Source organism: Bartonella henselae str. Houston-1 (assembly GCF_000046705.1).
Taxonomy (GTDB): domain Bacteria; phylum Pseudomonadota; class Alphaproteobacteria; order Rhizobiales; family Rhizobiaceae; genus Bartonella; species Bartonella henselae.
On sequence record NC_005956.1, the window covers coordinates 1,232,091 to 1,244,512 of the forward strand.

A 12,422-nucleotide genomic window follows, 5' to 3' on the forward strand; every position below is an offset into this window, starting at 1 on the left:
CAATTAATTTGCCTGACGACGCAAAAATGCTGGTATTTCCAACTGATCTTCTTCACTTACAAAATTACGCTGATCTTGTGAAACATGGGGATGCAACTCACCAGCACGACGTGGAACATAAACAGAAGCATCTTGAACAAGTGCCCGAGAATTTTTATTATGAACACGAACTTCTTGCTGCTGAGAAGATCTTACAGCGGGCTCTAGCTTAGCTTCTGGCTCAGCCTCTTCACGATGTGTCAAACTTTGTTTTAAACGCTGCCAAAGATTGCGAGGTCCTTGGTCAGCAGATGACCTCTCACCTTGACCATGAGCAACAGGAGGAAAATCCTTTAACTCAGGCATACGCATAGGTGAACGCGCTTGTATTTGTTTTACTTGATTTTCTTTTTGCTGCACAACGCCTGTCATCTCATCAAGAACATGCGCCGTCGCCTCCATACTCACTGGTGCAACCATAGAGGATTGCGAACTACGGCTTACTTGCACACGTGGCGCATTTGATATCTGCCCATGAGCACTTGACCCATAAGCAGCGGCAGCATTTCGTGCAGCAACAGTGTCTGCAGGCTGTGCAAAAATTTGACTTTTAGGACGAAACTGCTCTCCAACCGTTTTGCCCTTTTCTATTTCAAGTGCTTCGATCACTTCTACCATTGACTCAGAGCGCAAGGGTGGTGATTGAACATGAAAAGAACTTTGCGGCATTCCAGGATCGTTCTTACGAATTGAAGTTGCATGTCTTTGAAGTTGAGGATGAGAAGGCTGAACTAAATCACTAACCTCACGATCGATCCCCGTTGCAACCACAGAGACACGAATAACACCCTCTAGTGACTCATCATCAATAGCACCAAAGATAACATTAGCATCTGCATCCACTTCTTCGCGAATACGATTAGCAGCTTCATCGACTTCAAATAAAGTCATATCACGACCACCAGTAATAGAAATCAAAAGACCGCGAGCACCACGCATAGAAGTATCATCCAACAACGGATTAGCAATAGCTGCTTCAGCAGCAGCCAAAGCACGCCCTTCACCAGATGCCTCGCCGGTTCCCATCATCGCACGGCCCATTTCATGCATAACAGAACGAACATCAGCAAAATCAAGGTTAATGAGCCCTTCTTTAATCATGAGATCTGTAATGGAAGCAACACCAGAGTAAAGCACTTGGTCAGCCATAGCAAAAGCATCAGCAAAGGTTGTTTTTTCATCTGCAATACGGAAAAGATTCTGATTAGGTATAACAATCAATGTATCAACAGATTTTTGTAATTCTTCAATACCAGCCTCTGCCGTTTTCATACGGCGAGCGCCTTCAAACTGAAATGGCTTTGTCACAACACCAACGGTCAAAATACCTTTTTCACGAGCAGCACGTGCAACAACAGGTGCTGCTCCTGTTCCCGTACCTCCTCCCATACCAGCAGTAATGAAAATCATATGGGAATCTGCGAGATGGTCGATAATTTCATCAATACATTCCTCTGCAGCCGCTTGTCCAACTTCCGGTAAAGCACCAGCACCTAAACCTTCTGTAACTGCTGCACCAAGCTGGATAACACGTTCAGCCTTTGACATAGCCAAAGCCTGCGCATCTGTATTAGCAACAACAAAATCAACTCCTTGAAGACCAGCATTAATCATATTATTCACAGCATTCCCGCCACCACCACCAACACCAAAAACGGTAATACGTGGCTTCAATTCCGCGATATCTGGCCGATGCAGATTAATCGTCATTTCCTTTTCCTTCTCATAAGACATCGCAAGTCAAAGCGATGAAATTTAACTTTATCTCAATAGACTTACTTAAAAACTCTCACGCAACCACTGACCAACACGCTGAAAATATCCACGTGTGCCGGTCGATAAATGATTTACTGCAACTTGCATTGTTTTTTCTTCAAACCCCACCAATTGCGGATAAATTAACAATCCAACAGCAGATGTAAACGCCGCCCCTTTTGCAAGAGAAGGAAGCCTCGAAATACCTAAAGGCCGTCCTATACGAACATTTCTTCCCAATATAGTACGTGCCATTTCTGGCAACCCTGTTAACTGGCTTGCTCCCCCAGTCAAAATAACACGCTTACCAATGATATGACCAAAACCAGAGCGATTTAAACAATCACGCACCATCTCTAAAATTTCTTCAACACGCGCACGAATGATACGCCCAAGAACAGCACGTGGATATTGGATTTCACGGTGCTCATTGCCAATCTCTGTCACATTAACCATATGGCGTTCATCAGCACTTGTAACAAGCGCAGAACCATAGACAACCTTTAAACGTTCTGCCTCTGGAAGTGACATAGAGAATCCACGCGCAACATCAAGAGTCACATGATGTCCCCCAACGGCAAGTGCATTGGCATGGACAAATTTTCCTTCAGAAAACACTGAAAATGTTGTTGTTCCACCGCCAAAGTCAATACATGCCGCTCCTAAATGCGCCTCATCATTCATCAAAACAGCAAGACCACTGGCAAAGGGAGTTACAACCATCGCTTCGACACTCAAATGCGCACGATTAATGCAAGTTTCTAAATTACGCAAAGCCGCTGTTTCCGCTGTTACCACATGCACATCTACTCCAAAAAAATCTCCGATCATTCCAACAGGATCAGAAATTCCTTTATCTCCATCTAAGACATAAGAAACCGGAACTGAATGTACGACATGGCGCTCAGCATTAAAAGCTTTGCGTGAAACATCTGCAAATGCCACACGTATATCACGCTTGGTGACTTCACGACCATTCAAACTTACCACGCCATTGATAAGAGCACTTTGTAATCGGCTTGAGGAAAAGTTCACAATTACCGAATCCACCACCAAACCAGCCATTTTTTCTGCCGCATCAACAGCCAAACGTATCGATTGCTCTGCTGCAAATATATCCATCACAACACCGGATTTGATACCGCGTGAACGCTGCACTCCAAATCCTAAAATTTCCATAGAATGTGTACGACCATGTAAATAATGTGCATGCTTCAAAGGACGCAAACAAGCAATAAGACACACAATTTTACTTGATCCGACATCAAGAACCGTCAAAAAACGAGTTTTGCGTCCCCCGCTATGATGTGATTTGAGTAACATCATAGTTTTCCTGCCTTTCGCGCCTTCAAAACGCGTTGTTCTTCTGCTACAAAAGCACGATGACGTTCTAACACCTCATCAGATAAAGCCACTGTAATACGATCAGGAAGACGTAAATCAACACGTAAGACATCACGAGAAAAAAGATTTTGCACTGTAGCTGACTCAATAAGAGAATCAAGTCTTTCAAAGGCACCATTTTCAGGCAACAAAACGCGCACCCCATTATCCAAAATAAGATCCCAACGCCGATCACCTACACGAACATAAGCACGAACATGATCATACACTTTAGGATATACTGACAGCGCTTGAAGAAAGCCTTTGGCAGCATTTTGCGCACCTTGGCCAACTACAAGAGGCAAATTTTGAACTATCCCTGTTTGAAAGGGCGCAATAACACGACCTGTACTATCAACAATATCCATCATGCCATCATGCTGCCAAATTGCATATGGCTTACGCTCCACAACTGAAATACGAACTCGGTTGGGATAAATCTTTTGAACATTAGCTGATTGAATCCAAGCCTTCTGTTCTAAAAGAGAACGCGCCCGATCAACATTAAAAGTGAATATGGATGGAGCAGTATCAAGCCCTAAAATTTTCAAAATTTCCTGTTTAACCACACGTTTATTGCCGCTCATATCAACATCGGTAACCACAAAACCAATATCCGAGAGTGCAGTCTTCACAATCATCTCTACACGACCACTCAATGAAAAGCCATAAAGCAACGTGAGAGAGAAAAAAAACAAAACCGCAAAAGAACCAAAATGGCGAGGCACATGTATACGGACAAATACAAACTCAAACATAAACCGGAGAAAGCGACGATAAAGACGTGGCAAAACTGGCACTGAAAGTACCACCATGGGGATATTTGTTTTATCAACATTCAACGCATACATGACGCGTCCTCCACCATCCACTGAACAATATCGCCGTAAGTACGACCACTCGCTTTTGCAATATCAGGGAAAAGAGATGTTGGCGTCATACCGGGTTGTGTATTAATTTCAAGCCAAACCAACTCTCCTGTTTCCTCATCAAAACGAAAATCAGAACGGCTAACACCACGACAACCTATCGCCTGATGTGCTGCTAAAGACATTCTTTGCACATTTTGGTAAATATTTGATGAAAGTTGTGCAGGACAAACATGAAGAGAGCCACCAGATTTATATTTTGAGTCATAATCGTAGAATTGAAAGTGCTTTTCAGGAAGAATTTCACAAACATCCAGAGCTTTGTTTCCCATAACAGCACAAGTAAGCTCACGACCAGGAATATATTTTTCAACAATTACTGTATCTGCATAAACCCATTCAGATCCCACAACATTAAGCGATGGCACAGATTCATTTTCTTTTACAATAATCACACCCAAACTTGACCCTTCACAGACAGGCTTAATCACGTAAGGAGGCTCCATAGGATGCTCTTTCCCAACAGCAAAGCGACTCATGACACAAGAAGGAGCAATAGAAACCCCAACGCTTGCAACAACAATTTTTGCACGCCCTTTATCCATTGCCAGTGCTGATGCCATCACGCCAGAATGCGTATAAGGAATTTTTAAATATTCAAGAACACCCTGAATACGACCATCTTCACCAAATGGACCATGTAACGCATTAAAAGCAATATCAGGCTGCAACTGTTCAAGAACAGAAGCGATATGACCATCAACATCCACACGACTCACACGATACCCCTGCGCTTCAAGAACATCAGCACAAGCAGTACCTGAAGACAAACTTACAGACCGTTCAGAAGAGAATCCCCCCATCAGCACAGCTATATGCTCATCTTTCATAACAACTTATTCTCCTTCGTATACTATATATAGACAACACAGAAATCACTAACACCATATACAGGAAAGACCAAGATTTACCCTTGCGAATCAATAACCTAGCATTTTGCATAATGAATCAGACTGAGACGCATGACGCAAGAGTTTCTTTGTTAATTTATTGATTCTTAATAGATTTTTTTATTATCTCTTTGAAATGACTCAATTTTTTATGACACTGAACAAATCAATTAAATGGGTCAAAAGAAGAGACGATACGGCCTTGTTCAAATTGACCAATACGCTGTATTTCCCACTGTAAGAGATGGGAAGAATAAGCAAAAACACGGGCACGCACTGTTTCGCCCAATGCTTCAAGATCATAGGCTGTTGCTTGCCCTGTATTAATCATAAAATTACAATGCATTTCACTCATTTGAGCGCCACCAATCTGTAGACCACGGCACCCTGCTTCATCAATAACACGCCACGCAGAAATATCTTTAGGATTTCGAAAAGTTGAGCCTCCTGTTTTTTCTCGCACAGGCTGCACGCTTTCCCGATGAAGAGCAACTTCATCCATAGCAGCACGAATATCACCTTTATTTCCTGGCTTTCCTTCTAATAAAGCAGCCGTAAAAATGAAATCTTCAGGAACAGCACAATGACGATAAGAATAATGCATATCTGCCAAACTTAAGGTATGACACTGTCCTCTACGATCAAGTGCATAAACCTCAACAACACGTGCAGCTGTCTCAACACCATTAGCCCCTGCATTCATTTTGAGTGCTCCTCCAAGACCTCCAGGAATACCATGATAAAAATGAAAACCTGCAATCTCTGCCTCTAAAGCGGCCGCTGCTAAATGTTTATCTGCCGTAGCAGCACCAACCAAAAAGCCCGTTGGAGAAACCTGCTGGACTTGCCCAAAACCTTTGGCCGAAAGACGAATAACAACTCCAGGAATCCCACCATCTCGTACCAGAAGATTAGAACCAATCCCCACAATTGTTACAGGAATAGATTCAGGCAAATTTTGCAGAAAAAAAGCTAAATCTACCTCATCAGCAGGCTGATAAAAAAGTTCAGCCAAACCACCAGTGCGAAACCACGTCACCTTCTGCATATCCATATTAGGCGTAAGTTTTCCCTTTATACCACCTAACGTCGGTTGTAAACGCGCTAACAGCGCCTCACCATCAATCAGCTGAAAATTTATCATTGTTATCAAATACCGCCAATTGGTTAGGCAAAGCACAAGCCCATTGTGTGATATTGCCAGCACCAAGAAAAACAACATAATCACCAGATTTAGAAAAAGTAGAGACAATCGAAACAACATCTTCCAAACAATCAATCAAACGCACATCACGATGACCAGCCATTTGAATATGTTCTACCAATTCCCTAGCACCAAAACCAGTAATTGGCTCTTCACCGGCTGCATAAACCGGAGCAATCAACACTATATCTGCATCATTAAAACAAGCCGCAAAATCATCAAATAAATGATACAAACGTGAATAACGATGGGGTTGTGCAATAGCTATCACGCGCCCTTTTGCACTCTCACGCGCTGCACATAAAACAGCTTTTATTTCGACAGGATGATGTCCATAATCATCGAATATTTCAACGCCTCGCCAACTTCCTATTTGCGTAAAACGCCGTTTTACTCCACCAAATCCTGCTAAGCCCTTTTTGATAGATTCATTTGAAATGCCAAGTTCATGAGCAATGGCAATCGCCGCAGTTGCATTAGAAACATTGTGCTGCCCAGACATTGGCAAAACCAAATTTTTCAATTCAGTCTCTCTACCCGTTTTCCGCGAGCGCATAAAGACATCAAAATACGTTTTTTGACCATCCATAGAAAGATTAAGAAAACGAATATCCGCTTGTGGATTTGCACCATAAGTAATCACCCAACGATCATCAATACGACTAGCCAATGACTGAACCTCTGGATGATCAATACACAAAACAGCAAAACCATAAAAAGGAACATTCTCTACAAATTGGCGAAAAGCATCACGCACAGCAGCAAAACTCCCATAATGGTCTAAATGCTCACGATCGATATTGGTCACAACAGCAATATCAGCAGGTAATTTTAAAAAAGTACCATCACTTTCATCAGCCTCAACCACCATCCAATCACCCTCCCCCATACGAGCATTCGTACCATAAGCATTGATAATACCACCATTAATTACCATCGGATCAAAACTCCCGGCATCAAGAAGCGCTGCAATCATTGATGTCGTTGTTGTTTTCCCATGAGTACCACCCACAGCAATTGCCCGACGAAAACGCATCAGCTCTGCCAACATTTCGGCACGCTTTACAAGTGGTAAATGCCTCTCTTTTGCAGCAATATATTCAGGATTTGTTTTTTTAATAGCAGTAGAAAGGACAACAAATTCTGCATCTCCTAAATTTTCAGCATGATGCCCTACATGAACTTGAATTCCTTTATCCTGTAAACGTTTAACATTAGCGTTATCAATTTGATCAGATCCTTGAACTTTATAACCAAGATTATGAAAAACTTCAGCAATTCCACTCATACCAATTCCACCGATTCCGACAAAATGGATAAGGCCTATATTAAGCGGCATTTTCATCAAAAAACTCCTCCTTTACATCTGACAGCGACCGCCCCACAATCAACGCTTCAGCCATATCAGCAAGACGACGAGTTGCATAAGGTTGCCCCACTTTTTTTGCAGCAAGCGCTTGTTTTTCCAATAAGTGCGGTGCACAAAAGGCTTCTGTTAAGAGGGAAGCAAGTCTTTGTGCGTTCAAATCTTTTTCTGATATAATTTGAGCACCTCCCACACGAGCAAGCAGTGCCGCATTCGCTGCCTGATCGTGATCTAAAGCATGAGGATAGGGAATAAGCAGAGCAGGTCGACCAATCACGGCGATTTCACAAACAGACGAAGCACCAGCACGTGACAAAATAAATTGAGACCGTGCCATACGTTCAGCCATATCATCAAAAAAAGGAGCAACTTCTGCTTGCACATCCATCTGGCGATAGATTTTTATCAACTCTTCCGTATCACCACGAACTTGCTGAACAATCCGTAAACGTTGACGTATATTATCATCAAGCAAAGCAATTGCTTCAGGGACAATTCGTGAAAAAAAAGAGGCTCCCTGACTCCCACCAAAAATCAAGAAATGAAACGGCTTCTCACCCTCTGAGGGATAATAAGGAATTTCTGCTGCATTGAGAACAACATCACGCACAGGATTGCCAGTCAAAACTGTTTTATGAGCGTAACGATTATTTTGCGACAACAAACCACCTGCTATTGCAGACACAAAAACTGCCAATACCCGATTGGCACGCCCCATAACAGCATTTTGCTCATGAATAAATGTTACACGCCTCATGAAAGCAGCAACAATAAGAGGAGGAAAGGTAGGATATCCCCCAAATCCACCAACAAGAACAGGACACAGTTTATAAAAAAGCGCTAAAGATTGTCCCATTCCTTTTAACAACATCCAAAATGTTTTTATAAGGGAAAAAGGGTGACGTCGTGTAAATGTTGCCGATGAAATGATATGTATATGCTCTTCATCAAAGCAGCGTACAAAACGCTGTGCCCTTTCATCCGTCACTAAATGAACATCATATCCACGCTGCCTTAATTCAACAGCAACAGCTTCCGCAGGAAAAAGATGCCCACCTGTACCACCAGCCGCTAAAACAATAACTTTTTTATCAGTCATAAATTGTATCCAAGACAACAGGAGAGGAAAAAGCTGAAAGACGCGCTTCTGGCCAGCGGCGTGTTAAACTAAGCAAAATGCCCATTGAAAGTGCAATCGCCACCATAGATGAACCACCATAAGAAATAAACGGCAATGTCATACCTTTTGGAGGGATTAAATGAAGATTAACTGCCATATTAATCGCTGATTGAAAGCCAATCATCATCGCTATACCAGTGATACCAAGACGTATAAAGGAATCACGTGTATTCGATGCTATATAAAATGAGCGCATAACAATAAAGCCAAAAAGCATCATAATGAACAAACAGAGTATAATACCATATTCTTCAGCAGCAACGGAAAATACAAAATCTGTATGGCTATCAGGAATGATACGTTTCACCGTTCCCTCTCCCGGTCCTTGCCCAAACCAACCACCATTCAAAATAGCTTCACGTCCCACATCCACTTGAAAGGTATCGCCTTCACCTGTCAAAAAACCATTAATACGTTCGCGTACATGATGAAGAAAAAGATACGCCAAAACAATTCCTACAAGCCCTAAAATGATAAATAAGAAAATAATGCTAAGGGATACACCAGCAACAAAAAACAAACCGCCCCATGTTGCACTTATTAAAAACGTTTGACCAATATCAGGCTGCAAAACGAGAAGCACACAACAAAAACCATAAAGTAAAGTAGCTAACGTATAACCAGGAATCCCTCTACGCCTTATTTGTTCCGAAAAAAGCCAAGCGGACATAACCACAAAAGCTGGTTTCATAAACTCTGAAGCTTGTACAGAAAAACCAAAGAGAGGAATCCACCGCCGCGCTCCCTTCACTTCTGGGCCAAAGAATAAGGTTGCAATCATAAGAACAACCGTTGTAATTAACACAAGAGCGCATAAACGGCGAATATTACGCAGCGAAAAAAAAGAAACCGTAACCATCGTAAAAAATGCTGGAATACTAAAAATAATATGCCAGCGAACAAAATAAAAACTATCTGCTATTCCGATTTTTTTTGCAATAGCGGGGCTCGCAGCAAAAGATAGCATAATGCCAACCCCCATTAAAATCAAACACGCTGCAAAGATAGAGCGATCAATTGTCCACCACCAATTCGCAATTGGATCTCTATCTGCACGTGTAAACATTATATTCACCTTATCCTTTTCATAATTCTACTCAAAGTGACATGGTTCCCCACTTTTTTAGCAAACACTTCAAAAACTGAATTACATGAGAAAAGATTCCGGAATATTAACGTAAAAACATTTTTTATAATTTACGTTTCTTTTAACTGCATAACAAAAGAAATAAATGCTTCGCCACGCACTTCATAGTTTTTAAATTGATCATAACTTGCACAAGCAGGTGAAAAGAGAACCACAACTTCTTTCGCTTTACAACGCATTGCATCAACAGCGGCTTCATGCACCGCATTTTCCAAAGTTAAACTCATCGAAAAAGGAAAAGAAGATCCAATAACACCAGCAAATTCTTCTGCCGCAGCTCCAATCAAATAAGCTTTGCGAATTTTATGAAAAAATCCTCTAAGAGAAACAATTCCTGCTTCTTTCGCCTGTCCTCCAACAATCCAAAAAATATTATTAAAAGCAGCAAGTGCAGGAGCTGATGCCTCTGCATTGGTAGCCTTGCTATCATTGATAAACAAAACTGATCCCATTTTACGCACCTGCTGCATACGATGAGCTAACCCTTGATAACTTGCTAAATGTTTGTTCATATGGGGATCGGTTATTTTTAAAGCTTGCAATGTTGCTAATGCCATAAGAGCATTTTGCGCATTATGACTTCCGCGCAATGCAGCCATAGACGCGAGATCTGCAAGCATATGACGCCGACCTTGGCAAACAGAAAAAAGCTGAGTTCCATCAGCGTAAAAACCATTCTCAACAAAATGTTCCTTAGAAACTGCCTCAACGTGATGACCTTCATGAAGCAATTGTCGATACAAAACTTGACAAGCGGCATCATCAACTGAAATAAAAGCTTGAGAAGCCCCAGTCACTAAATTCTTTTTAGCGTTCACATAATGAGCAAAACTCCCATGGCGATCAATATGATCAGGCGTTAGATTCAATAAAAGCCCAATAGTTGGCTGAAGAGAAGGAGCGAGATCAATTTGAAACGACGAACATTCAATCACATAAATACGTTTTTTAACAAATGGTTTAAGCGTTAATATTGCCGTTCCAATATTTCCTCCCATCTGCACATCATAACCCATTTGTTCCAACAAGTGAGCAAGCAAAGCTGTTGTTGTTGATTTCCCATTCGTGCCCGTAATAGCGATAAAAGGAACATCCTCATCACAAAAACCATACTGTTGTAAAAAATGGTTACGTGCACGCACGAATAACTCAATATCACCGATAATTTCTATATTTGCTTGACGTGCTTTATCAACAACCCAATGCGGCTGAGGATAAGTTAAAGGAACGCCCGGAGCAAGAATCAATGCAACAAATTCTGACCAATTTTCATATTGCAGATTTCTCGCTGGAATATTTTCTCTATGAGCCGCTTGTACACCTGAAGGATTATCATCCCAGGCGACTACGTCTGCACCACCACTTATCAATGCTTGTGCAGTAGCTAATCCGGATTTTCCTAATCCAAACAGAGCAACTTTTTTCCCCTTATAAAACGCAATAGAAATCAAAATTTCACCGCAATTTAAGTGTTGAAAGACCAATGAGAGCAAGAACAATCGAAATAATCCAAAAGCGTATCACGACTTGACTTTCAGTCCAGCCTTTTTTCTCAAAATGATGGTGTATCGGTGCCATAAGGAACGCACGCTTTTTTGTTAATTTGAAATAACCAACCTGGATAACAACCGAGAATCCTTCAAGAGCAAAAAGCCCTCCAATAAGAGCCAAAACAATTTCATGCTTGGTTGCTACAGCAACACTACCCAATAGCCCTCCAAGCGCCAACGAACCAGTATCCCCCATAAAAATAGCCGCCGGCGGTGCATTAAACCATAAAAAACCAAGCCCTGCACCAACAACAGCTCCTAATAAAACAGCTAATTCACCCGTCCCCGATACATAATGGATTTGGAGATAATCAGCAAAATTGATATTACCAGAAAGGTAAGCAATTAGAGCAAAAGACAAAGCAGCAACCATCACAGGAACAATAGCCAACCCATCAAGACCATCAGTCAAATTAACCGCATTCCCAGTAGCGACAATAACAAAAGCAGAGAAAGGAATAAAAAACCAGCTCAAATTGATAAAGTAATCTTTCACAAAGGGCAAAGCTAACCCAGGCGAGCCAACTTGTAAAAAAACAAAAGCAGCAATTGCCGCAACCAAAAACTCCAAGCTTAATCGTGCTTTACCAGAAAATCCTTTCTCCGTTTGTTTGGTAACCTTAAGATAATCATCGTAAAAACCAATCATCCCAAAAGAAAGCATAACAAATAAGGATACCCAAAAATAAATATTGGATAAATTACACCACAAAAACGCTGAGACTACAATGCCGCTTAAAATCATCAAACCACCCATAGTAGGTGTTCCAGCCTTTTTAAAATGTGTTTGAGGACCATCAGCGCGAATTGGCTGCCCTTTTCCCTGTCGCAATTTAAGAGAGATAATAATGCTAGGACCAAACAAAAAGACAATAAGCCCCGATGTGAGCATAGCTGCTATAGTGCGAAACGTAATGTAACGAAACACACTCACACCTGGTAGCCAATCACTAAGCGAAGAAAAAAACAGCATCATGAT

The 12,422-nt window shown here is 41.6% G+C and carries 10 protein-coding genes; all 10 read right to left on the reverse strand.

The window, feature by feature from the left end:
* Nucleotides 1–3: 3 nt before the first annotated feature.
* The 10 genes from ftsZ to mraY all read right to left on the reverse strand — a co-directional run bounded on the left by ftsZ (nt 4) and on the right by mraY (nt 12,419).
* Nucleotides 4–1,749, reverse strand: a complete 1,746-nt coding sequence (gene ftsZ, locus AYT27_RS05700; protein ID WP_011180966.1) for a cell division protein FtsZ — start codon at nt 1,747–1,749, stop codon at nt 4–6.
* 69 nt (nt 1,750–1,818) lie between these two features.
* Complete coding sequence (gene ftsA / locus AYT27_RS05705) at nt 1,819–3,120, reverse strand: cell division protein FtsA (RefSeq protein ID WP_034447933.1); 1,302 nt, start codon at nt 3,118–3,120, stop codon at nt 1,819–1,821.
* Nucleotides 3,117–4,028, reverse strand: coding sequence for a cell division protein FtsQ/DivIB (locus AYT27_RS05710; protein ID WP_038525222.1), 912 nt, complete (start codon nt 4,026–4,028; stop codon nt 3,117–3,119). The genes ftsA and AYT27_RS05710 overlap by 4 nt, the downstream gene beginning before the upstream one ends.
* Nucleotides 4,016–4,936 (reverse strand): D-alanine--D-alanine ligase, encoded by a 921-nt coding sequence (locus tag AYT27_RS05715; protein ID WP_011180969.1) that lies wholly within the window; start codon nt 4,934–4,936, stop codon nt 4,016–4,018. Before AYT27_RS05715 ends, AYT27_RS05710 begins: the two co-directional genes overlap by 13 nt.
* A gap of 226 nt (nt 4,937–5,162) precedes the next feature.
* Complete coding sequence (gene murB / locus AYT27_RS05720; RefSeq protein ID WP_038525224.1) at nt 5,163–6,140, reverse strand: UDP-N-acetylmuramate dehydrogenase; 978 nt, start codon at nt 6,138–6,140, stop codon at nt 5,163–5,165.
* Nucleotides 6,118–7,545 (reverse strand): UDP-N-acetylmuramate--L-alanine ligase, encoded by a 1,428-nt coding sequence (gene murC, locus AYT27_RS05725; protein ID WP_011180971.1) that lies wholly within the window; start codon nt 7,543–7,545, stop codon nt 6,118–6,120. Before murC ends, murB begins: the two co-directional genes overlap by 23 nt.
* The gene (murG, locus tag AYT27_RS05730) at nt 7,529–8,665 is read right to left on the reverse strand and encodes an undecaprenyldiphospho-muramoylpentapeptide beta-N-acetylglucosaminyltransferase (RefSeq protein ID WP_011180972.1); all 1,137 of its coding nucleotides are present in this window, start codon (nt 8,663–8,665) and stop codon (nt 7,529–7,531) included. The genes murC and murG overlap by 17 nt, the downstream gene beginning before the upstream one ends.
* Nucleotides 8,658–9,812, reverse strand: coding sequence for an FtsW/RodA/SpoVE family cell cycle protein (locus AYT27_RS05735; RefSeq protein ID WP_011180973.1), 1,155 nt, complete (start codon nt 9,810–9,812; stop codon nt 8,658–8,660). Before AYT27_RS05735 ends, murG begins: the two co-directional genes overlap by 8 nt.
* Before the next feature lie 131 nt (nt 9,813–9,943).
* Nucleotides 9,944–11,344: a UDP-N-acetylmuramoyl-L-alanine--D-glutamate ligase gene (gene murD, locus AYT27_RS05740; RefSeq protein WP_011180974.1), complete on the reverse strand. Its 1,401-nt coding sequence runs from the start codon at nt 11,342–11,344 to the stop codon at nt 9,944–9,946.
* A gap of 4 nt (nt 11,345–11,348) precedes the next feature.
* A complete protein-coding gene (gene mraY / locus AYT27_RS05745; RefSeq protein ID WP_011180975.1) occupies nt 11,349–12,419 on the reverse strand; it encodes a phospho-N-acetylmuramoyl-pentapeptide-transferase in 1,071 nt (356 codons plus the stop codon).
* Between the last annotated feature and the right edge of the window lie 3 nt (nt 12,420–12,422).

What these genes read in the sequence shown, in the direction of transcription:
- ftsZ (WP_011180966.1), bottom strand. Translation starts at nt 1,749, where the DNA reads ATGACGATTAATCTGCATCGGCCAGATATCGCGGAATTGAAGCCACGT.
- murC (WP_011180971.1), bottom strand. Translation starts at nt 7,545, where the DNA reads ATGAAAATGCCGCTTAATATAGGCCTTATCCATTTTGTCGGAATCGGT.
- AYT27_RS05735 (WP_011180973.1), bottom strand. Translation starts at nt 9,812, where the DNA reads ATGTTTACACGTGCAGATAGAGATCCAATTGCGAATTGGTGGTGGACA.
- AYT27_RS05715 (WP_011180969.1), bottom strand. Translation starts at nt 4,936, where the DNA reads ATGAAAGATGAGCATATAGCTGTGCTGATGGGGGGATTCTCTTCTGAA.
- ftsA (WP_034447933.1), bottom strand. Translation starts at nt 3,120, where the DNA reads ATGATGTTACTCAAATCACATCATAGCGGGGGACGCAAAACTCGTTTT.
- murG (WP_011180972.1), bottom strand. Translation starts at nt 8,665, where the DNA reads ATGACTGATAAAAAAGTTATTGTTTTAGCGGCTGGTGGTACAGGTGGG.
- AYT27_RS05710 (WP_038525222.1), bottom strand. Translation starts at nt 4,028, where the DNA reads ATGTATGCGTTGAATGTTGATAAAACAAATATCCCCATGGTGGTACTT.
- murB (WP_038525224.1), bottom strand. Translation starts at nt 6,140, where the DNA reads ATGATAAATTTTCAGCTGATTGATGGTGAGGCGCTGTTAGCGCGTTTA.
- mraY (WP_011180975.1), bottom strand. Translation starts at nt 12,419, where the DNA reads ATGATGCTGTTTTTTTCTTCGCTTAGTGATTGGCTACCAGGTGTGAGT.